Raw genomic sequence first — 20,849 nt, 5'->3', positions numbered from 1 at the left:
TGTGTTTATTCAATCGGTTTTGGAAAGTACTCTCCGTACATTTCCATAAAATCTCGACGGATCTCATGTTCCAGGTGTGGCGCTTTGTCTGTTGGGCAGAAGATCATGAAGTGCAGAACTTGTTCTCCTGTTCCGCCGCTGGTGATGTGAATGTGTGGCTCTGCACCCGGTAAGTCAACGCCGGCACGCTTTTCTATGATCGCATTATATCGACGAGCCACTTCGTTGAACGATTGGCAGTGGTCTTCAATCTTACCCAGTAGCGGTGGCAGCATTGGGTATAGGTTATTGAACTCTGGTACCACAATGGAAAAGCTGTGGTAAACATAGCGCTTCATGAAATTGAGGTTCTTCACTGGATAGGTGAAGAACATGCTGTTGGGCAGTGTCGCTGTCTTACCCGTGTAGTGGTATTGACCGTGATGTAGGTCTATCTCTTGAATCACGGTAGCCATCATGTTGTGTTCGATGACTTCTCCACACAGTTTCCCGACCTCTATCCAATCGCCAATACGGAATGAACGTGAACTTGCGCGTTGAATTGAGCCCGTAAAACAAAGAATGATCTCTTTAGAAGCGACGACGATAGCAACCGCAATGGCCGTTACTGACAGCGCAAACTCACTGATCTCCGACTTCCAAAGAACAAACAGTATAATCACGCTAAGTGCAAAGGTACCGTTCTTGGTACGCGACATCCAGCTGCGTTGGTCCTCGGTAATGAAGTCGACATCACCACGGATTCGCCACAATACCAATCGACGCACCAGCATGATGATGGTGATGATGAGAAGAGTCAGGGCGAATTTATGCTGGGTGAAAAAGTCGATAATGATTTGTAGATACGCCACTGCAGTTCAATCCTTTATTTGACCGGAGGAAGGTTATGTTACCCCCATAACTCACCATAATGTCATTGTTTTGTTTAAATTTTTATATTTTTTGATATTGAGTAGAGGTGATATATTCACCAAAGGTTTCACACCAGATGATGACGCTGCTGTATTGAGTGACATCCACGCTGCTTGGCACTTCGAGGGTGAAGCGGTCGAATGTTTTCACATCGCCAATGTTTACCATTGAGTCTTTATGAGTTGCGAAATCGGCTTCGGTCTCGATATAAGTGGGTGATAGGTAAAGTTTGTAGTCCGGACCAGGTGCAAGCTCGCCTTCGAATGCGACCATCCCTTGAGAGACCGAAATCTCGCCTTCCCCCCAGTGAAGGAAATCGCTATCTGCTCGTTCTTTGCTGAATTGCCCCGAGAACATTGCTGATTGTTGTACGCTTGCGACGCTTTGTTGGTCTGGTGATTCTGGTTGGATCAAAATGGGTAGGGCATAGACACCGAGTGCAAAACCAACCAGCAACATGGCGCTGTGCGAGATGAGTAACATCAACTTCTTCATAGGAACCTACCTTTTAATATCAAAGACTTGATAGCTTGAGTTAACTTTATGTTAACAAAGGTGGCTTCGCAAGATAAAAGCCAGTGATAGCGCTTAGATAACGTATTGTTCTTTACCTCCACCAAGTGGCCGACCATAATTCGCTTATGCATATAGAAACGCCTGTACTTGCCCCTGATTATTATCTCGCTAACTTCCAGCGTTTGGTTCGTCACACCTTGGATTATTACTCTGATCTTCTAACCAAGAGCGAGCATGATTGGATTCAACGATTTCAGCAGTTAGACCACGATAGCCAATGCTTGTTGGTGCGCTTAATGTCTCGCAAAGGAAAGTGGTTTCGTAGTGACAAGCTCAGCTACGATGAAATCGCCTCGACGTTACTATCATTGGATGCATTGCAAGAGGCGAACTTTGTCTTGCTGAGCCCTGACTTAGGTGCGCGTGACCTTTCATTGAGCGTGCTGACTAAACCTGAGGTGTTGGCATTGTTTCCTGAACTCAATAAAGGTTTGTCGAAAGGTCAGTTAATCGAAACGCTCTCGGATGAGGTGTTTGACTACAAAGGGCGGTTGGCCTTTACGGTGGTTGAATTGTTGGCGGATGAGGTTATCGATGTGCTGCTGATTCTGTTTTTTGCAAATCGCTATCAGGATCTGAGTCAATTTGTGCTGGAAGATCTAGGTCTCCATCGCTTTGAAGACTATCCTCTCAGCGTTGACCTACGTTTCTTCAATAGTCGAGAAGATATTGAACAGTTGAGAGCGATAGGCGCGGTTGCTGAAGCACACTATTTAATGGGCTCAAGGGATAGCGAGCAGTTAAAGCGGTGGTTGGAGGCGTTGCCTGATGAAGTCAATCATCGCCACGTATTAAGACAAAAGCAGCGCTGCATGAATGCCATTGCTAGAGACCTCGAGCGTGAGAAGCTCTATCCACAGGCGATAGCGACTTTTGAGCAAGCCCAAATCCCGCCTTCTCGGGAGCGACTCGCACGTATCTATGATGCTTTGGATGATGTCGATTCAATGCAAGAGTGGGTGACGTTAATCTTGGATGCTCCTTGGGATGTTTCAGAGTTTGAAGTGGCTCAACGGCTAGAAGCAAGGCTTAAACGCAAACAAGGCATCAAGGTTCCAAGAGCAGAAAAACCGAAAGTCGATGAGCTTCGGTTAGACTTGGATTTATCACAACAACGCGTAGAAATCGCAACTTTAGAGCACCTGACTACTTACGATAACCAAGTACTTTACGCTGAGAATACTCTGTTTAATGCTCTATTTGGTTTGGCTTTTTGGGATGTGATCTTCGCGCCAGTTGAGGGGGCATTCGTCAATGCTTACCAACATCGACCGAAAGATCTCTATCGCCGTGAGTTTGCACAGAAGCGTCAGCATGAGATTGATGAGGTATTTAGTCGCATTGAATCAGGCTCTATCGATTACATCGTAGAAAACTACGACCGTAAAGTTGGGATCAGCAATCCGTTTGTTTCTTGGAAAGTCGTCAGTAAAGAGTGGATCGAAACAGCGCTAGTACATATTCCGATGCAGCACTTGAGCGAGATATTTAAGGTGATGCTGACCGATCTCAAGCTATATCGAACCGGTTTCCCCGACCTGATTGTGTTTCGACATAGTGGTGCGAGTCGGGATTATGAGTTGGTGGAAGTGAAAGGCCCAGGTGACAAATTGCAAGATAATCAATGGCGTTGGATAAGGCAATTTCAACGCATTGGCGTGCCGGTTTCTGTTTGTTATGTGAATCAATAGTTAATTGAATATTTTACGGGCGGATAATTAGGGGTATTTGTCCAATTTTCCCTCGTTTTTGACGCAAACGTTTGATACCTTTGCCGCACAAAATATCCTGCTTCCAGAATGCTATGCCAAGCCAGTTTAGAATTAATAAAATCGTCGAGATCGGTGACACCCTTCACCGCAGTGGATGTGCTCCATATAAAGTAGAAAAATACACGCAACATTATGCAAAAAAGCATGGTGTGGATGTGATGATCCAAGCGACACCAACGACGATCAATTATCAATTTCCTGACGATAATAATGCGGTTGTGATGAAGCGTTTACAGCCTGCATCTATTAACCTCAGCTTGCTTGCCAATACGATTATTCGTATCAATCAACCAAGCAGTGAGCCTATCCCAGAGCCGATTCGCTATCCTAAGTGGGTGTTTGCGCTTGCCAATATGGGCATTCCACCGGCTTATTTGATGCTGGTGGGTAGCACGTTAGAAGCGATTGGTTGTTCGGTCCTGCTTGGCTTGATGGTGTTTATGTGCCAAGAGCTACTTCATTCACGTCGTGCGATTGCCGCAGACTTTCTTGCAGCGCTACTGACAGGTATTGGTGTTGCACTGATCAGCAGTACAGGGGTGCCAGTACCGGTTTGGGCGCTGTGTATTGCCTCTATCGTTCTCTTTGTTCCTGGGTTATCCATTGCTAACTCATTAGAGTGTCTTGCGTTCAATGATTTGGTGTCTGGAACCAGTTTATTGGGGCAGAGCTTTTTGACCTTAATAAAGCTGTTTGTTGGTATTGTCATGGGGCTCAATATCGGTGAAGCAATTTGGGGGCAAGCAGAGTCGCTATCTTATACCAACCAAGTTCCTGATTGGCTACATGTACTCGGTCTGCCATTGATTTCGGTGAGTATCGGCGTGATGTTTAATGCGCGCCCGTTAGATATTCTGCTTGGACTTCCCGTTGCCGTACTCGGCATGTGGGGCCCATTCTATCTCGGCTTTGACAGTGGTTGGGTTGTAGGTACGTGGATTACCACCGTATTGATTACCCTTTACGGTACTTGGCTGGCGAAGAAGATGAACCTGACGGGTTCCATCTACATTGTTCAGGGGATCATTATTCTGGTACCGGGTAGCCGTGTATTGGTGAGCGCGAGTCAGTCGGTGTTTGAGCAATCTGTTTTGCCAATCCCGAGTATTGGGCTCTCGGCGCTGTTTATGTTCTCGGCCATTGTCGCAGGGCAGGTGACGGCGTACTCGATTTATTCGCCGAAGATAGAGAGATAAGTAGGTTGCGGGACGAGCTTCGCTCTATGGATTATAGATTGTGAAGATAAAATGAGTTCTAAAGCTCGGGGTCAGAGTCCACGTAGGTTCATCTGCATTGAATAATGATGAACTAACTGAAACTCTGACCCCAAGTAAAGTCAGTACTGTCTAGGAACTAGGACCTGTAATCTAGGAACTATAAACTAGCGACTCATTTCTACTCACCATACTCCTGCGCATCTTGCTGTTTGATTGTCTTATGACCGTCTTCTGATACGCCTTGTTTCCAGTAGCTGCTGATGTAGATGTTTTCGCGGTCGACTTCTTTCTCGTTGCGGAAATAAGTGCGCAGTGCGCGCATTGAGTCGAATTCACACGCAACCCAAACCGAGACTTCACCGTCTAGCCAATCAAGCTCACGCACTTTATCTTCTAAAGATTCTTCCGTTACCCAAATGACCTCTAGGTTTTCTGGCACTTCAAGTGGTTGAACATCAGTTTGCTCAAGCACCTTAATCACTGCATAGCCTTTTGTATCGGCTGGCAATAGACGCGCTTTTGCCGAAAGAGCGGGTAGGGCGGTCATGTCTGCTGCCATGAAGAACCAATCAACATCGGTATTCAAGTCTTGGATAGCACCTGGACCTGCGATGAAGATCTGGTCACCAACTTGTGCATTCATTGCCCAGCGACCAGCAAAACCACATTGCAGGTCGTGGGTAATATGACGAACAAAATCAACTTCAATCGTTTGATTTTCATGTGAAATACGACGAATGGTGTAAGTGCGCATAGACGGGCGTTGTCCTTCACCCATGTTAGCGAAATCGATGTCCGTGCCACCCTCAGCATTGAAGATTAGCTTGATGTAGCTACCTTCACAGTCCTGTGGGAAGTTAGCCAGAGCTTCGCCTTGTAGCGTGATGCGCTGCATGTTTGGAGTAATCTGTTGTGTCGAAGCGACGGTCATCAGTTTTGGTGAGGGCTTCTTCTTTTTCTTCTGCATATCTTTTTGCATAACGTCCTTCATTTTCTAATTAGCTTGCGTTACTGAGTTAGCTTACGTTATTGATTTATGTGCGCTATTGACGCGCTGTTACTGATGTACAGTTATGATTGCTGACGAAGTTGGTTTAGGTATTTGACCCAACTTTCAGCTTGTTTTGATGGCTTGATGTCATTGGCTGCTTTCGCTTGAACCACTGCCTTTTCAAGATCACCAAGTTTGTAGTGTGCACGTGTCTTGGCCAGTGCAACCTGCTCTTTTCTGCCTTTCACTTTATTCAGTGTAGTCAAGGCCTGCTGATATTGACCTTGCTGGAGCAACAACTGTGCGGTTTCCCAATGGTACTTTGCATCGATGGCTGCGGCTTTTTGCCAGATGTCGATTGAGTTTTGCCACTCTTTAGCCATCTGCCAGTAGCGGGCTTGTTCGACAAGTAGGTCAACGTCTGAGGCTGCCTCTTCCAACTCACTGATCTCTAGCGCTGCTCGTTCAGGGATCCCCCGCTTTGCATACAGTTGAGCCAGCAGGCGTCTGTCGTTCTGGCTCAGTTCTAACCCTTGGAGTTTGGCTAAAGCCAGCGTATCGAGTGCAGAACGATGCTGGTTGAGTTGCATGTGTAAACCGACTAATTGACGCCAAAACTCAACGTTTTGAGGTTCGATATCAATCAGACGCTTAAGGGTGCTGATTGCGCCTTTCCATTGCTTCAACTGTAGCTGCGCTCCAAGCTTCAGAGATAGCGGCTGCTTAGGCTCTTCTGGCTTGGTTGTCAGGTATTTATCGGTTGCAGGAATTACGCTTTTCCACTCTTCGACTTGATAGTGCGCTTGTGCAATACGGAACCAGATATCGTCACCGTTCTGGTTTTCTGGAATGTTTTTCAGTAGCGCGTAATAGTGTTTTAGTGAGTTTTTGAACTGCTGATCGGTGAGGTAAAGATCCGCAAGCATACGCTCGGTGATCCATGCGTTCTCATCGCGCAGTAAACCACTCTCTACTGCATTGTTAAGCTGAGGTATGGCAAGGGTGGTTTGGCCATTTTGCCAATAAAACACACCCAGCATACGAGCCACAAATGCTTGGTCGTAAGCGCGACTGGTATCGATTTCCTTGAGTTTGGTTATCGCTTCACTCAATTGCTCGTTTTGTGCAAGCTCGTTCGCTTTTTGTACACGTACAGCAGTGTATTGGCTGAGTTGCTCCGCAATGCTATTTGCTGATGCGACAAGTAAACTCAGAGCTAGCCATAATCTGATCATTTCGCCAACTTAAACTCTAATTTAACCGACTGACCGTATTGTGGTACGGCTTGGCCGCCCTCGGTTTTCGGTTGATATTTCCATTTGGTAAGCGCACGCTTTGCTTCGCGGTCAAACACTCGACTTGGGTTAGATTCCACCACTTCAATGTCGACCGGTTTACCCGTGGAGTCGATCGTGAACTTCATGATCACGTATCCTTCCAAACCACGCTTTAATGCTCGTTGCGGGTAGCGAGGTTCGACGCGATAAAGTGGCAACACTTGTTGGTTAACACCAAAATCTCCAAACTTAGGGGCGCTAATCGCCAAGCCTTCCACCGCTGTATTTAGGCCCAAAGCAGGCTGAGCCATAGGTGCTAGCTGAGTCTGCTGGGTATCAACTTGAGAAGTCGGCATTTGCTCAGGCACTTCTGGCGCTTTGGGTTGCTCTGGAACACTGCGCTTACGACGTTGCACTTCCTGTTCGTTTTCAGCCATGACCATGTTAAAGCTCAGAGCCTCGCTCGGCTCAGGAGCTCTGCGGTGGCTGGTATCAACCATCCAAGCCATGAAGCTAAACAGTGCAAAGGCGCTCGCTAGGGCTAATGGAGTGGCAAGTAATAGTCGAACCACTACTTCTTCTCCGCTGCTAAAGCGATGCTTTTCACACCAGCACCCTTGGCTGCGTCCATCACTTTTACAACGGTACCGTTGTATGAGTGCTCGTCTGCTTGAATGACTAACGAAGCATCAGGCTTATCCAGTAGTAAATGTTCTAGGGTTGCCTGAACACGCTCTACATCAACCATACGTTTATCGATGTAGATATCGTTTGAAGAAGTCACAGCGATGAAGATGCCCGCATCCTTTTGACTGACCACATTTGAGGCCTGAGGGCGGTTTACTTCTACCCCAGATTCACGAACAAATGAGCTAGTAACAATGAAGAAGATCAGCATGATGAAGACGATATCCAACATAGATGTCAAATCGACTTGTGCTTCTTCAGATTTGTGGTGACGTCGACCAAGTCTCATCGGTGGCTCCTTAACGACTTCTCGAGTTTAATTTCGCGCACTTGGCATGCTTTCACTAAGCGGGCATGGAAGAACATGCCAGTTAATGCAGCAACCATTCCCGCCATTGTCGGTAGGGTTGCAAGTGAAATGCCTGATGCCATGAGCTTAGGGTTGCTGCTGCCTTGGTTTTCCATTACGTCAAAGACAGAGATCATGCCGGTAACGGTACCGAGCAGTCCAAGCATTGGACAAATAGCAACGAGCACTTTAATAAAGTTCAAATTCTGAAATAGATGGCGTTGTGCTTGAGCTAACCAACCTTCTCGAATAGAGAGCGCATACCATGAGTTCTGGTCCGAACGCGCATGCCATGCATCTGTCCATTCTTTACGTTGCTTAGGAAATTGAACGAACAAATAGATGAGTCGTTCAATGATCAGTAACCAAGTCAGCGCCACTACTCCGGATAACCACCACAGAACTTGGCCGCCTTGCTGCATAAAGCTTTGCAAGGCGATCAACCAGTCACTGCTGGATAGGCTTACCGGAAGTAGGGAGAACAAGCTGTCCATTACGCCGCCTTACCGACAGATGGGTTAGCGTCTAGATCTTTCTCTGCTTGCTCAGCAACCAGAGCGATGCCTTGCTTCTCTAGAATGTTGCGAATGTTCTCTGCTTGAGAGCTCAAAATATTGTGAGCCAGTAGTAAAGGCATAGCCGCAATCAAACCCAATACCGTTGTGACAAGGGCCATTGAGATACCGCCAGCCATCACTTTAGGATCACCATTACCAAATTGAGTGATCACTTGGAAAGTCTCGATCATACCTGTTACCGTACCAAGCAGACCTAACATAGGAGCGAGTGCAGCAAGGAGTTTCAGCATCGATAGGCCGCGTTCTAGGTGTGCTTGCTCATCTACAACCGACTCAAGCAGACGAAGTTCAAGCGCTTCTACCGTGCGATTCTTTGATGGATCGTATACAGCTAGAATTCGACCTAGAGGGTTATTACCAGGGGTTTGTGGATTCTTAAGCTGAGCGCGGATTTTTTGGCGCGCAATGAATAAGCTCACACCACGGAACAGAGCAATGATCAAACCAATAGCAAGTAGACCGAGAATGATCTTACCCACGACACCACCGGCTTGCAGGCGATCCATCAGGCTAGGGGTTAGGGCAAGTTGCTCTAACATGATGCCTCGTGATGGGTCGACAACGGTAATTAGTGTTTGACTATCAACAACTGGCTGCAGTGACTGAGCTGTAGGGCCTTTTTCTGGCTGCTTTACATAAGCACGTGCTTCTTGCTTTTGGCCGTCCCAAGCAAGGTAACCCTGCTCTGAAACTAGCCCAAAAGCACCTAAACGAATCGCTTCCACTTGTTGGCTTTCACCGTCACCATTGATGAAGCGAATCGTTGTTTCATCAACTTGCCCTGTGGCTTTGACTTGCTCATCTAACGCATTCCAAAGGCCTGTCAGCTGTGGCAAAGAGGGCAGTTTAGTTGCCGCGACAATGTCATCAACAATTGCTGTGTAGGATTGAGAACCCGCAGAAGTCACCGAACTTTCCAGTTCACCTTGAAGCTCTTTTGCGTTTTGGCGAACAACACCAAATACTTCACCTAAGCTACCTGTCTCTAGGCGTAGCTTCTCTTCTAGACGCGCAAGCTTGTCTTCGTTTTGGCTAAATGTCGCGGCTAGCGCATCATTTTGTTTTTGAAGCGTTTCGCGTTGTTTGGTTAATTCTGTACGCAGTGCTTTGAGTTCTGCCTCGGTTTTGTTGAACAGAGACTCACGAGTCGAGTTGTGCTTCTGCTGTGCACGATTTTCGACTTGCGCTTTCTGAGCTAAAGTCGTCTCTGCGTTCGCTGTACCTGTGAAGGCAAGCATAAGACCCAGAAGGGCAGAAGTGATTAGAGGATGCTTCATATTATTGTTCCTCTTGCTGTGATGTTGATGTAACAAGAGAAACAGGTAGCGTCACTAAGCTTGGCGCAGTTTGTTGCGCCGCGATGCTGTATGCCTTATCTAGCTCAGTTTTCAAAGATGAATCCAATGACTGCCACTCTCGCTGATTTGCATTCCAAGACCAATAATTGAGGCCATTGAGACTACGCGCGATGAGAGATAGGCGACCCATGTGCAATATATCGACTTCAAGCTGTTTGTCGTGGGTTGTGATCTGACCTTGGTACAGGCCAAGCTTGGTGCCGTAATCCAACTCGATTTGGTACGCCTCTAGGATACGACGGTACTTTTCTGCATCGGCAATGTCGGCTCGCGTCATCATGCTATCCAGCTTGGCAATGCGTTCTGCACGCTGCTCGGGTTTGATTGGCACATCTTGCGCTAGGTTTTGCTTAAGACCCTCGATCATTTGGTACATCAAAGGCACCACACCTTGGCGTGTTGACTTGATTTCGTCGATTTGACCTTCAAGGCTCGAGACTTCTTGCTCTTGGCTGACAACCAAAGCATTCAAGTGGTCTTGATAAACCTGCAGGTTTTTCACTTCTTGCTGAAGCTGTTCAATCTCAGCTTGAAATTTGATCGACTGTTCAGCGCTCTTATCGATGCGCTGTTGGCTCGCCGCAGAGGAAGCATTCGTTTTGCTCTGTACGCTCTGTGCATTAGTCAGGTCTGACGCCATTGCACTGAAAGGTAGGGCAATGAGGAGACCTAATGCGATAGGTGTCTTAAACATGTGTTCTCAGTTTGTGTTCTTGGGCTCTAGCGTTGTGCTCAATATTGCCCAGTTCCTTAACGTTAAAAGCCCACGCAACCAAAGTTGCGTGGGGGCTTTATGAATTTAGCGAATTAGAAGTCAGCTGTCATGCCTACGTAGTAAGTTCTTGGCTCCATTACGTAACCTTGGGCTTCAAGTTCACTTGATACAGCTTCATCGGTTAGGTTTGAAATACCAGCACGGAGTCTAACATCGTCATTAACATGATAAACCGTACCAAAGTCTAACGTTGTGTATGCGTCTTGCGTGATGTCGGTGTCAATCTTGCGTTCACCACGGTAATTAGCGCTGACGAAAGTGGTCAAGTCGTAAGTTGGATTCCAATTAACCTTCACCAGACCAGAATGCTTGTAGCGTTCTAGCAACTCTTCACCAGTAGATTTGTCTTCTGTATCTAGGTAGGTGTAGTTACCGTTGATGCTCCATTGCTCGGTAATTTGGAAACGACCAGCGAGCTCCGCACCTTGTACTACTGCTTCTGCGATGTTTTCGTAGGTGCGGTACGCAGTATAAGTGTCAGTAGTTCCAGACACCACACAGCCAGGCTCGGTGCTGTCGTACTCGTCGCCGTCTTTACAAATGATATCACCACGGTCGATCATATCTTCGATTTCATTTCGGAACAGCGCACCTTCTATTTCCCAAGTCGGTTGGCTGTAGATAGCTGCTAGCTCGTAGTTCCAGCTTGTTTCTGGTTTCAGGTCTTCGTTACCGTAAAGGTCACAGCCACCTTTACAGCTTGCTACAACGTATCCTGAATGGTTTTGTGTGAGTGAGGGTGCTTTAAATGCTTTACCCGCACCACCTTTGATAACAAGGTTTTCCGTCGTTTGGTGCACCAGATATACACGTGGTGAGAACTCTTCACCGTACAGCTCGTGCTTATCTAGACGACCGCCCAATGTTGCGGTCAGCTTGTCTGTTACTGTCCACTGGTCTTGGATAAACAGTGCACCTTGGTACGCCTCTGCTGAGCTGCCAGTAATGTTTTCTTCGTTGGTCAACTCGCTTAATTGGTAATCTACACCAAAGGTAACCGTGTGGTTATCACCTAGGTAAGTGGTAGCTGATGCTTCAAGGATTTGAGTTAGTTCTTCAATATCGCGTGTAGAGTTGCCTACATCTGCTGCATTTTTGTCAATCACGTTCTCGCGAGAGTAACGAACTTGTGTATCACCCCAACCCCAAAAACCAGTATGTGTTAGGGCTTGGCTGTTTCGTTTTACATTGGCGTTGGATTCGTTAACACCACCTGAGTATTCTGCAGCAGTATCACGTTCGTCGTCACTATAGCCAAGGTCAAGGTCGATGATTTGATTTTCTGTCGCGTGCCAAGAAAGCGTACCGAATAGGCTGATGGTGTCTCGCCCTTCGAGTGCGGTGATATCAGAACGGTCAGTAATTTCGCCTTTGTCATTACGGATACCAGTATACGGCTGCCATGCATCACGGCTTGTTTGGTTTACAGAAAAACGAGCAAATAGTTCATCTTCGATTAGTGCACCAGAGGTGGTGAAACCGACAGAGTGTTGTTGGCCACCGTTACCATCATTTGGGGTAGCGATATCAGTACTCAGACTTGACTGCCACTCGTTAGTTGGGGCTTTAGTGATGATGTTGATCGTACCACCCATACCGTCTGAACCGTACAGTGCAGACATAGGACCACGGATGATCTCAACACGCTCGATAGAATTAGCAGGGATTGTCGCTAAGTCAAAATCATTACCACGAATAATCGCACTTGCAGAGCTCATACGACGACCGTTAACCATAATCAGCGTGTAATCTGCATCCATACCACGGATAGATACCGTTTGGCGGCCAGCGCGTGTGCTGTCTAGATCCACTTGAACACTGGTTGCCTCTGCAACGATGTCACCCAATGTAATGCCAGGGTTGTTTTCAATATCTTCGGCAGTAATCACCGACATTGATGCTGGTGCTGTCTTGAGCGAGGTCTCAGTACGAGTCGCTGTTACTACCATTTGCTCGTCAGTTTCCATCTGAGCGGTTTCAGCGTGCGCGCCGAAAGTGATTGAAGAGCAAATAACAGCCACTGCCGCTGCTAATGGTTTGCGAGTGAAGATTGAATTCCCTGACATGATAATATTCTTAATTGTGAGTGTTAATGAGAATGGTTTGCATTAGATATTTAATTTGTGGATAGTTCAATATGAGTTTCATTCTCATTTAACATTCTCAGTATTCACTTTATGAATATAGTGATTTTTTATTATTCAAACTCATAGTCTTCATATGCTTATCAACGTGCTACAAAAACTGGCGACTGGCTACTGAGGGTACGTTTGTTTGAATACATCGCGAATCCAGCGACACATAGGGTCGTTGTGGAAGCGCTTATGCCAGTATAGGTACACGTCTTTTTCAGGATGGCGAAGTGGCTCGGGAACACGCTTACACACTAAATCACGCTGGCTGCAGGCCTTTTCCGCGAACGGAGTTGGCAGATGAAAGATGATATCTGTTGTTTCTGCGATATCTGGAGCGACGTTAAAGTTTGATAACTGTACAGGGACGCTGAGCTTACGTTCTTTATTGATGAGTCCAAGCTCTTTAAAGCGCGACTCAATAGAGAGTTTCTTATCACCTTGAATAGAGATCTGACCAAAATTCGCCTCAAGCATATCTTCAACTGTGATCTCTTTATCTGCTAGAGGGTGATTTTTATGCATCAGCAAGCGGTAATCACGACTGGTGACAAACATCCGATAGAGGTTTTGCTCTGAAGCGGTAGGCTCATGGGTTGCTAAAACGAAATGCACATCACCAGAGAGCAGCGGTTCGAAAGGGCGCTTAGGAATCGAATCAATATCCACCACCATGTTCGGCGCTTCGCGACGAATGTGCTCCATTACTTTAGGCATCAAGTGCGTCATTTGGGGCACTAGGCCAAAAAAGCGCACTGTGGTATCGCTCTCCGCGGGGTTAAAGGTATCGCCGTGGACCAACTTTTCTAGTCGCGTCAGTACCGAGTTAAGGTCTTGTTTGATGGACTCGGCTTTTGGCGTCAGTTCATAGCCGTAAGCGGTTCTTACTAGTAAATCATCGTTGAATACATTACGCAGCTTTTGTAATGAGCGGCTGACGGTTGGTTGGCTCATGTCTAGCGCCAATGCAGTATTGGAAACGTGTTTTTCTTCAAGTAGATGTTTAAGGATGACCAGTAGGTTTAGATCGATTTGAGCTAAATTCATTATGTGGATACTCATTATATCAAAAATGCTATTGACGCATATTGAACTTGTGATAGTGTGAACGCAATTAATAATTATTCTTATTTTGATCTAAATCAATTAGTCATACGGAAACGGTCATGCTACACAAAAACATTAAAAAACTACTGGTTGGTTCAGCGCTTGTTGCATTGAGCTCTTCGCCACTTTTCGCAAAAACGTACCAACACAGTTTAGGTACGGTAGAGATTAATGAAGTACCACAGCGAGTAGTTGTTTTGGGTTTTGGTAGCTTGGATTACCTTGATGCATTGGGTGTGACGCCTGTTGGTATGCCAAAGAGCTTATTGCCTGAGAACCTTCAACAATATAATACCGATGAGTTCACCAACACGGGTAGCCTACAGGAAGTCAACTACGAAACTCTGTTTACGCTGAAGCCTGACCTAATCATCGCGGAAGGTCGCATGGCGAAGATCTACAAAGATCTGAAAGATATCGCTCCTGTTTACATGTACCGTATTGATAGCACTAACTACTGGGAAACGACTCAGCAGCACTGGAATAACCTAAGCGAAATCTTTGGTAAACAAGCGAAAGGTGAAGAGTTAGTTGCAGACGTTCAAGCGCAGATCGATGCTCTGAATGCTAAAAACACGGAAGAGCCTAAGAAGGCGCTGACAGTGATGAGTAACGGCAGCAACATTACATCATTCAGCCCGGTAAGTCGTTTCTCGTTCGTTTACCAAGAAGCGGGTTTTGAAACATCTAAGTCTGTGAATGTGGCAGCGGAATCCCGTACTCATGGTGACTTGATTTCGTTTGAATATATCGCCGATGCGAAGCCTGACGTCATGTTGATTCTAGACCGTGACCAAGCAATTGGTCGCTCAAGTGGTAAAGCTAAGCAACTTTTTTCCAATGAGCTTGTTGAATCTACGCCAGCGGCGAAGAATGAACACATGATCTATTTAGACCCAGCGGCTTGGTATTTATCAGCTGGTGGTTATCACTCAACACAAGTGATGATCAAAGACCTAAACCGCGCTATTCAATAATACCTTTGAAGAAATCAACCTGATGGCCTGACGATGGGCCATCAGGTTTTCTATTATCTACCTACTATGAAATTGAACCACCTACTTGCCACCTTTGTATTGGTGATGCTAGCAATCGCATCGCTCTCTGTTGGTGTGGCTAATTTTACCTTTGCTGATTTGCTCTCTGGCGACAGTCACGCAGTTAATATTCTTGTGACCAGCCGTTTTCCACGGTTGTTGGCCATTATGTTAGCCGGTGCGGGGTTGAGTATTGCTGGCCTTATCATGCAGCAGATCGTTCAAAACCGATTCGCAGCGCCTTCTACAACAGGTACCATTGATTGGGCGATGTTTGGCTACATGATGGCATTGATTCTCTTTGCCGACATGAGCGGGTGGGTACACTTAATCACCATCTTTGCGTTTTCTGTGTTTGGTACCGTGGTGTTTGTTCGTTTCCTACAACGACTCAAATTCAAAAGTACGGTTATGGTGCCGCTAATAGGCATCATGTATGGCAACGTGGTTTCAGCGATGACGACTTTCATCGCCTATAAATACGATCTGGTTCAGGCGTTGGGTTCATGGACGGTGGCAAACTTTGCCTCAGTTTTGCGTGGTAACTATGAGTTTCTTTACATCGCACTGCCTGTTTCTATTTTGGCGTATGCGTATGCGAACAAGTTCAGTGCGGCGAGTGTCGGTGAGACCTTTGCTAAGAACATCGGCCTGAATTACCAACGCATTGTGATGATCGGCGTTATCTTGGTGGCGGTGTTGTCTTCATCGGTGGTGATGATCGTCGGCATGATTCCTTTCTTGGGTCTGATTGTTCCTAACATTGTTTCGCTATTTATTGGCGACAATATGCGACGTAACCTGCCATGGACCGCCTATACGGGCGTGATTCTTGTCTTGGTCTGCGACATCTTGGGTCGATTGATTATCTTCCCTTATGAAATACCGATTTCTATGATCATCAGCATCTTAGGTGGCGCGGTGTTTATCTATCTAATCTTACGAGACAAATCGAATGCCTAGTTCAACTCGAATGACCGGCTCTACTGGTAAAATAAGCACGACTGCAACTCGCCAGTTAGGAATGAGTCGATTAAGCAAAGATGGTTTAAAGCTCACGGTACTTGCATTGGTCGCATTGGCGATTTGTACGCTGTTCCTTGGAAAGGGGCTAACACCGGATAACTATCAGTTCTTCTTGTCACGTCGTATTCCTAAGGTATTGGCGATTGTGCTTGCGGCAATTGCGATTGCTTCGTCGTCACTGATTTTTCAAACCATCACCACTAACCGAATCCTAACGCCCTCTATTCTTGGCTTTGACTCTCTGTATGTGATGATCCAGGTTTTATTAGTTGCTGTGTTCGGCGGATTTAGTGCTGTGGTGATCGATACTAAGATCAATTTCATCATCGCAACCGGCATCATGATTGTTTGTGCCATGACGCTGTTTCACTTCTACTTTAAGGGTCGACAACGCAACATATTTACCTTGCTACTCATTGGTGTGGTATTGAGTAGCTTATTCAGTAGCGTGACGGGCTTTTTCACCATGGTGATAGACCCTGATGAGTTCACCTATATTCAAGGTTCCATGTTTGCGAGCTTCAACAATATCAGTTCAGAGCTGGTTTATTGGTGCACGATTCCAATGCTTCTGTGCAGCGCATATCTGTTTAGGCTATCCAATAAGCTCGATGTGATGTGGCTAGGCGTGGATAACGCTAAGAGCCTTGGCGTTGATACTCACAAACTGACGATGCAAGTGATGTTTGTAATTACCTTGATGATTTCTATTTCTACGGCGCTTATTGGCCCGGTTCTGTTTTTCGGTTTGATCGTGGTTGCGCTCACTCGCCAGCTTTTCTCTGGCTACCAACATCGCTTCTTGATTCTGGCAAGTGCGGTATTGTCGGTGGTGATGTTAGCGGGTGGCCAGTGGGTCGTAGAGAACCTATTTGATTTTGACACCACCATTAGCGTGATCATCAACTTCCTCGGTGGTGGTTACTTCTTGTATCTGTTGATGAAACATAAATTCGATTAAGGTCTGCACTCGTGATTAAAATTAGCGGATTAAGTAAACAATATAACGATAAATACGTGGTGAAGAATGCAGATGCACTTTTCCCACAAGGCAAGGTAACGAGCATTATCGGCCCAAATGGTGCGGGTAAAAGTACGCTGTTATCAATGGCAAGCCGACTGACGGACAGTGATGCTGGCCAAGTCGTTATTGGCGACAAACCTTTGGAACAATGGGACAGTGCCGACTTGGCAAAACGTCTTTCGGTTCTTCGTCAATCAAATAACATCAACATGCGCTTTACCGTGCGTGAGCTGGTGGCATTTGGTCGCTTCCCGTATTCCCAAGGTCGCCTAACCCATGAAGACAATCGAATCATCGATCGCGCTTTGTATCATCTCGATATTACAGAGTTACAAGATCGTTATATTGATCAACTCTCTGGTGGTCAGCGTCAGATGGCATTTATTGCTATGGTTGTGGCGCAGGATACCGATTATATATTTCTTGATGAGCCACTGAATAACCTCGATATCAAGCACTCAGTGGATATCATGGGCACGTTGAAAAAGCTCGCGGACAAACACAATAAAGCGGTTGTTATTGTTATTCACGACATTAATTTTGCTTCTTGTTATTCAGACAACATCGTGGCGATGAAGCTGGGAGAAGTGATTAAGAGTGGTACAGTAGAGGAAGTGATTCGCGAAGATGTGTTGAGTGAGATTTACGAGATCCCATTTAAAGTTCAAGAGATTGATGGAAATCGTATTTCACTTTACTACCGACGATAATAGCCTGATTCCCGACGACAATTAATCGTCTGTTAATAACACGAAAGCCACATTTGATTTTAACTCGTAGAAGAGAATCACTGTGGCTTTTTGAGCTTTTGACCAGAGCTAAAGAGGGGAGTAGTACTCGTAAACACGCACTTCCCAACCATACTGCATGTATTCATTATGCAACACACGTGCGACGTCTTTCGTCACAACCACACGTGACCAATGATCTAAATGACTTGTTCTAAACTCGAGCGTTCTCACTGACTTACCTTTATTAATTTGTATGATTAATTAACAAGGGTAACTATTCAAACTAATAAAAATGGAATTGTCGAAATTCCTAGCAACGTTATACCAGTCTTACTAGTTAGGTGTTCCGGTGGTTGGGGGAATTGGTATTAAATGCGATTAGTAACAGATTCGCGTGTGACGAGTTTGCCAGTCACAGGTCGTTTCGCATCGACAACACGGCCATCAAGGCACGAATCTAATTGTTCCATCGCCATTTCGACCAGTTGTTCAGAAGGGTAGCTGATGCAAGTGAGTGGCGGGTTTAGCTGGCTTGCTAGCTGTGAGTCTTCCAATGAAATCAACGATACCTCATTAGGCGTCGATAGGTTGAAATTACGCAGTAGATTCATCGCCGTTGCTGCTTGGCTATCACGCATCACCACGATAGCGGTAAATGGAGAGTAGCTGTTCAACAAGGACATGATGGCTTGTTCACTATTGCCGTTCGCACTCACAATAAGCTGACGGTTGATAGGAATCGCTGAGTTCTGCAGGCAGGTTTTGTAGCCTTCAATCACTTGCTGAGAGGCTGGGTTCTCATCATCCACCACGATAGCAATGCTGGTGTGGCCTTTACTCGATAAGAATCGACACGCACTTTCGGCAGCAAAGCGGTAGTCATAACCAATCGCTTGTTCGCTGGTGTTCGCTCCGCTATCAATCGCGATAACCTTGTCGTTATCGACGTTGGATACATTACCACCTAAAGTAATGATGGCGTCACAGTGGCGTTGGTTTAGCTCTTCAATACTACGGCGTTGCTCTTCACTTGTTTCTGCAAACTGCACCAGCATGTGCTTGCCCTTCGCTTTTAGCGACTTAGCGAGGAGAGGGAGGTAAGTGGAGACTTGTCCAGCATCACTTGAAGAGAGAATCACACCAATATAGTCAGAGCGTTGATTAGCTAGCGACTGGGCTGCCGCATTCGGGCGGTAATTCAGTTCTTCAGCTGCTCTAAGTACCGCTTCACGGCTTTCTGCTTTTACGCCACGACTTCCGCTCATCACTCGTGACACGGTCGCTTTCGAGACGTTTGCCAGTAGAGATACATCAGTAATCGTTGCCATGAATTAGAACCTTGTCGCCGTGAAATTTTCTGAAAATGGGAAATCGGTTCCCAAAGTTTTCACCAGTGTACTACTTTTCGTTGTTATTAACCAACAAACAAGGGCATGTAAATATACATGCCCTTAATGTCTGGTCGCTAATTAAGCTGTTTTTTTATGTAAGTCGATAAGCTCGCTAACCAGTTCTTTTGCCAACATTGACGTCATTAGATGGTCTTGCGCGTGAACCATGACTAATGTCATCTTTGTTTTGCCGGTACCTTCATCGGCCTCGATGAGTTTGGTTTGAACAAGGTGAGCTTGGTTGGCAAACTCTTGAGCCTCTTTCATTAGGCCATCTGCTTCTTCAAACTGACCTTGCTTAGCATGGCGAAGCGCTTCGTAACATAAGCTACGAGATTGACCAGCGTTAATGATGATGCCCATTACTTGTTCTTCTAAATCGATATGTTCCATGTTCTTTACCTGTTATTTGCTGGATGTCCCCACCTTTGACTTGGTTAGCTAGCACCTTTGCCAAAGTGCAGGTGTGGGAACATCAAAATATGAATTGAATTTTTAGCTCTCTACGGTGTGACCAATTAGAAACCGTTGTTTTGTGAAACTTGCGCAAACCACTCGCCGCTCTTCTTCACAGAGCGCTTCTGCGTTGCAAGATCGAGCTGGTAGAAGCCGTAACGGTTCTTGTAAGCATTTGACCAAGACCAGTTATCAATGAAGGTCCATAGGTGGTAGCCGAAGCACGAAGAACCCTCTTCGATACCTTTGTGCAGCCACTCTAGGTGTCCACGAATAAAGTCGATGCGGTAATCATCTTGTATTTGACCATCAACGAGGAACTTCTCTTCGCCTTCAACGCCCATGCCGTTTTCTGAGATGTAGCAAGGCAGGTTGCCGTAGTTCTCACGTAGGTTTGTTAGGATGTCATACACACCTTTCTCGTAGATCTCCCAGCCACGGTGTGGGTTCATCTTACGTCCTGGCATTTCATAGTAATCGAAGAAGTGCTCAGGCATGAATGGCGCATCTGGATGTACTGCGTTTTCGCGCGCTTTAACACGGCGAGGTTGGTAGTAGTTCACGCCTAGTACGTCGACTTTACCTTGCGCGATTAGCTCGCAATCACCTTCTTGAATGTCAGGCAGTTGGTCGTGTGCTTTCAGAAGTTCAACCAATTCTTGCGGGTATTCACCTTTTACTGTTGGGTCTAGGAAGCTACGGTTGAACATTAGGTCACAGATGTTTGCGGCTTTTAGATCCGCAGGGTTCTGTGAGCGCGGGTATGATGGAGTTAGGTTCAAGATGATACCGATGTTGCCATCTTGGTTAAGCGCGCGGTATTTAGCTACGGCTTTCGCGTGTGCTAGAACCGTGTGATAAGCCACTGTCGCTGCACGTTTGAAATCAACAACATTAGGGTAGTGGAAGTCGTAAAGGTAGCCACCTTCAACTGGCACGATTGGTTCGTTGAATGTGAACCAGCTCTTCACACGGTCACCGAACAGTTTGAAACACGTTTCTGCAAAGTTTGCGTATGCGTCTAATACTTCGCGGTTTTCGAAGCCGCCGATTTCTTGCATCGCTAGCGGCATATCGAAGTGGTATAGGCAGATGAAAGGTTCGATGCCTTGAGCCACAAGCTCGTTGATGACATTGTTGTAGAACTCAACCGCTTCTGCGTTGACTTCACCCGTTCCCTGAGGGATTAGGCGCGCCCAAGAGATTGATGTACGGAAGCTGTTGTGGCCGATGTCTTTCATCAATTGGATGTCTGACTTGTAGTTCTCATAAAAAGTTGAAGCATCAGTAGAAGAAACACCATTATGGAAACGGTTTGGTTGCTCTTTGTACCAGTGATCCCAGATGCTCTCACCTTTACCGCCCGAGAATGAAGCACCCTCTGTTTGAGTTGAAGAAGCCGCACTGCCCCAGCGGAAGTTTTCAGGGAATTGGAAGTTCATAACGATTACCT

The 20,849-nt window shown here is 46.2% G+C and carries 21 protein-coding genes; 6 read left to right on the top strand and 15 right to left on the bottom strand.

The window, feature by feature from the left end; all coding sequences use genetic code 11:
- Positions 1 to 5: 5 nt before the first annotated feature.
- Both DPF91_RS00440 and DPF91_RS00435 read right to left on the bottom strand, forming a co-directional pair.
- On the bottom strand, positions 6 to 851 hold the full coding sequence (locus DPF91_RS00440; protein ID WP_117232462.1) for a mechanosensitive ion channel family protein: 846 nt from the start codon (positions 849 to 851) through the stop codon (positions 6 to 8).
- A gap of 82 nt (positions 852 to 933) precedes the next feature.
- Positions 934 to 1,407, bottom strand: coding sequence for a DM13 domain-containing protein (locus tag DPF91_RS00435; RefSeq protein WP_117232461.1), 474 nt, complete (start codon positions 1,405 to 1,407; stop codon positions 934 to 936).
- 146 nt (positions 1,408 to 1,553) lie between these two features.
- Here DPF91_RS00435 and DPF91_RS00430 point away from each other — a divergent pair, with 146 nt between their 5' ends.
- Complete coding sequence (locus DPF91_RS00430; RefSeq protein WP_420855564.1) at positions 1,554 to 3,179, top strand: VRR-NUC domain-containing protein; 1,626 nt, start codon at positions 1,554 to 1,556, stop codon at positions 3,177 to 3,179.
- A 113-nt stretch (positions 3,180 to 3,292) separates the two neighbouring features.
- Entirely contained in the window at positions 3,293 to 4,456 is a 1,164-nt protein-coding gene (locus tag DPF91_RS00425) for a threonine/serine exporter family protein (protein WP_117232460.1), read from the top strand.
- A 199-nt stretch (positions 4,457 to 4,655) separates the two neighbouring features.
- On the opposite strand, the gene DPF91_RS00420 is transcribed toward DPF91_RS00425, so the two are convergent.
- The 9 genes from DPF91_RS00420 to DPF91_RS00380 form a co-directional block, all read right to left on the bottom strand.
- Positions 4,656 to 5,456: a siderophore-interacting protein gene (locus DPF91_RS00420; protein WP_241033726.1), complete on the bottom strand. Its 801-nt coding sequence runs from the start codon at positions 5,454 to 5,456 to the stop codon at positions 4,656 to 4,658.
- A gap of 92 nt (positions 5,457 to 5,548) precedes the next feature.
- On the bottom strand, positions 5,549 to 6,703 hold the full coding sequence (locus DPF91_RS00415; protein WP_117232459.1) for a tetratricopeptide repeat protein: 1,155 nt from the start codon (positions 6,701 to 6,703) through the stop codon (positions 5,549 to 5,551).
- Entirely contained in the window at positions 6,700 to 7,317 is a 618-nt protein-coding gene (locus DPF91_RS00410; protein WP_117232458.1) for an energy transducer TonB, read from the bottom strand. The genes DPF91_RS00415 and DPF91_RS00410 overlap by 4 nt, the downstream gene beginning before the upstream one ends.
- Positions 7,317 to 7,721: an ExbD/TolR family protein gene (locus tag DPF91_RS00405; protein WP_117232457.1), complete on the bottom strand. Its 405-nt coding sequence runs from the start codon at positions 7,719 to 7,721 to the stop codon at positions 7,317 to 7,319. The genes DPF91_RS00410 and DPF91_RS00405 overlap by 1 nt, the downstream gene beginning before the upstream one ends.
- Positions 7,718 to 8,275, bottom strand: coding sequence for a MotA/TolQ/ExbB proton channel family protein (locus tag DPF91_RS00400; RefSeq protein WP_117232456.1), 558 nt, complete (start codon positions 8,273 to 8,275; stop codon positions 7,718 to 7,720). Before DPF91_RS00400 ends, DPF91_RS00405 begins: the two co-directional genes overlap by 4 nt.
- Positions 8,275 to 9,636: a MotA/TolQ/ExbB proton channel family protein gene (locus tag DPF91_RS00395; protein WP_117232455.1), complete on the bottom strand. Its 1,362-nt coding sequence runs from the start codon at positions 9,634 to 9,636 to the stop codon at positions 8,275 to 8,277. Before DPF91_RS00395 ends, DPF91_RS00400 begins: the two co-directional genes overlap by 1 nt.
- Before the next feature lies 1 nt (position 9,637).
- Positions 9,638 to 10,411 (bottom strand): DUF3450 domain-containing protein, encoded by a 774-nt coding sequence (locus DPF91_RS00390; protein ID WP_117232454.1) that lies wholly within the window; start codon positions 10,409 to 10,411, stop codon positions 9,638 to 9,640.
- A 113-nt stretch (positions 10,412 to 10,524) separates the two neighbouring features.
- A complete protein-coding gene (locus DPF91_RS00385; protein ID WP_117232453.1) occupies positions 10,525 to 12,558 on the bottom strand; it encodes a TonB-dependent receptor domain-containing protein in 2,034 nt (677 codons plus the stop codon).
- Positions 12,559 to 12,747: 189 nt separating this feature from the next.
- Positions 12,748 to 13,671, bottom strand: coding sequence for a LysR family transcriptional regulator (locus DPF91_RS00380; RefSeq protein WP_117232452.1), 924 nt, complete (start codon positions 13,669 to 13,671; stop codon positions 12,748 to 12,750).
- Positions 13,672 to 13,790: 119 nt separating this feature from the next.
- Between DPF91_RS00380 and DPF91_RS00375 the strand changes: the two genes are divergently transcribed.
- The 4 genes from DPF91_RS00375 (at position 13,791) to DPF91_RS00360 (ending at position 17,528) form a co-directional block, all read left to right on the top strand.
- Positions 13,791 to 14,708 carry a siderophore ABC transporter substrate-binding protein gene (locus DPF91_RS00375; protein ID WP_117232451.1) on the top strand — a complete coding sequence of 306 codons (918 nt, stop codon included), beginning with the start codon at positions 13,791 to 13,793 and terminating at the stop codon, positions 14,706 to 14,708.
- Positions 14,709 to 14,774: 66 nt separating this feature from the next.
- The gene (locus DPF91_RS00370; RefSeq protein WP_117232555.1) at positions 14,775 to 15,731 is read left to right on the top strand and encodes an ABC transporter permease; all 957 of its coding nucleotides are present in this window, start codon (positions 14,775 to 14,777) and stop codon (positions 15,729 to 15,731) included.
- Positions 15,732 to 15,792: 61 nt separating this feature from the next.
- Positions 15,793 to 16,755, top strand: coding sequence for an iron chelate uptake ABC transporter family permease subunit (locus tag DPF91_RS00365; protein ID WP_117232554.1), 963 nt, complete (start codon positions 15,793 to 15,795; stop codon positions 16,753 to 16,755).
- A gap of 11 nt (positions 16,756 to 16,766) precedes the next feature.
- Positions 16,767 to 17,528, top strand: coding sequence for an iron ABC transporter ATP-binding protein (locus tag DPF91_RS00360; RefSeq protein ID WP_117232450.1), 762 nt, complete (start codon positions 16,767 to 16,769; stop codon positions 17,526 to 17,528).
- A gap of 108 nt (positions 17,529 to 17,636) precedes the next feature.
- On the opposite strand, the gene DPF91_RS21980 is transcribed toward DPF91_RS00360, so the two are convergent.
- The 4 genes from DPF91_RS21980 to DPF91_RS00345 all read right to left on the bottom strand — a co-directional run bounded on the left by DPF91_RS21980 (position 17,637) and on the right by DPF91_RS00345 (position 20,838).
- Positions 17,637 to 17,780 carry a hypothetical protein gene (locus tag DPF91_RS21980; RefSeq protein ID WP_164683962.1) on the bottom strand — a complete coding sequence of 48 codons (144 nt, stop codon included), beginning with the start codon at positions 17,778 to 17,780 and terminating at the stop codon, positions 17,637 to 17,639.
- Between the two features lie 137 nt (positions 17,781 to 17,917).
- Complete coding sequence (locus DPF91_RS00355; protein ID WP_117232449.1) at positions 17,918 to 18,877, bottom strand: LacI family DNA-binding transcriptional regulator; 960 nt, start codon at positions 18,875 to 18,877, stop codon at positions 17,918 to 17,920.
- 141 nt (positions 18,878 to 19,018) lie between these two features.
- Complete coding sequence (gene chbA, locus DPF91_RS00350; RefSeq protein ID WP_117232553.1) at positions 19,019 to 19,324, bottom strand: PTS N,N'-diacetylchitobiose transporter subunit IIA; 306 nt, start codon at positions 19,322 to 19,324, stop codon at positions 19,019 to 19,021.
- A 134-nt stretch (positions 19,325 to 19,458) separates the two neighbouring features.
- Positions 19,459 to 20,838 carry a glycoside hydrolase family 1 protein gene (locus DPF91_RS00345; protein WP_117232448.1) on the bottom strand — a complete coding sequence of 460 codons (1,380 nt, stop codon included), beginning with the start codon at positions 20,836 to 20,838 and terminating at the stop codon, positions 19,459 to 19,461.
- Between the last annotated feature and the right edge of the window lie 11 nt (positions 20,839 to 20,849).

It is taken from the genome of Vibrio maerlii, from assembly GCF_003415655.1.
Taxonomy (GTDB): domain Bacteria; phylum Pseudomonadota; class Gammaproteobacteria; order Enterobacterales; family Vibrionaceae; genus Vibrio; species Vibrio maerlii.
Note: the sequence above shows the minus strand (reverse complement) of the source record. Positions and strands in the feature narration are given on the sequence as shown.

Bases quoted from the DNA above. Each gene is read 5' to 3' on its own strand.
- DPF91_RS00390 (WP_117232454.1), bottom strand. From the start codon at position 10,411: ATGTTTAAGACACCTATCGCATTAGGTCTCCTCATTGCCCTACCTTTC.
- DPF91_RS00420 (WP_241033726.1), bottom strand. From the start codon at position 5,456: ATGCAAAAAGATATGCAGAAGAAAAAGAAGAAGCCCTCACCAAAACTG.
- DPF91_RS00435 (WP_117232461.1), bottom strand. From the start codon at position 1,407: ATGAAGAAGTTGATGTTACTCATCTCGCACAGCGCCATGTTGCTGGTT.
- DPF91_RS00345 (WP_117232448.1), bottom strand. From the start codon at position 20,838: ATGAACTTCCAATTCCCTGAAAACTTCCGCTGGGGCAGTGCGGCTTCT.
- DPF91_RS00415 (WP_117232459.1), bottom strand. From the start codon at position 6,703: ATGATCAGATTATGGCTAGCTCTGAGTTTACTTGTCGCATCAGCAAAT.
- DPF91_RS00430 (WP_420855564.1), top strand. From the start codon at position 1,554: ATGCATATAGAAACGCCTGTACTTGCCCCTGATTATTATCTCGCTAAC.
- DPF91_RS00375 (WP_117232451.1), top strand. From the start codon at position 13,791: ATGCTACACAAAAACATTAAAAAACTACTGGTTGGTTCAGCGCTTGTT.
- DPF91_RS00370 (WP_117232555.1), top strand. From the start codon at position 14,775: ATGAAATTGAACCACCTACTTGCCACCTTTGTATTGGTGATGCTAGCA.
- DPF91_RS00395 (WP_117232455.1), bottom strand. From the start codon at position 9,636: ATGAAGCATCCTCTAATCACTTCTGCCCTTCTGGGTCTTATGCTTGCC.
- DPF91_RS00425 (WP_117232460.1), top strand. From the start codon at position 3,293: ATGCCAAGCCAGTTTAGAATTAATAAAATCGTCGAGATCGGTGACACC.
- DPF91_RS00405 (WP_117232457.1), bottom strand. From the start codon at position 7,721: ATGAGACTTGGTCGACGTCACCACAAATCTGAAGAAGCACAAGTCGAT.
- DPF91_RS00400 (WP_117232456.1), bottom strand. From the start codon at position 8,275: ATGGACAGCTTGTTCTCCCTACTTCCGGTAAGCCTATCCAGCAGTGAC.
- DPF91_RS00355 (WP_117232449.1), bottom strand. From the start codon at position 18,877: ATGGCAACGATTACTGATGTATCTCTACTGGCAAACGTCTCGAAAGCG.
- DPF91_RS00385 (WP_117232453.1), bottom strand. From the start codon at position 12,558: ATGTCAGGGAATTCAATCTTCACTCGCAAACCATTAGCAGCGGCAGTG.
- DPF91_RS00380 (WP_117232452.1), bottom strand. From the start codon at position 13,671: ATGAATTTAGCTCAAATCGATCTAAACCTACTGGTCATCCTTAAACAT.
- DPF91_RS00365 (WP_117232554.1), top strand. From the start codon at position 15,793: ATGAGTCGATTAAGCAAAGATGGTTTAAAGCTCACGGTACTTGCATTG.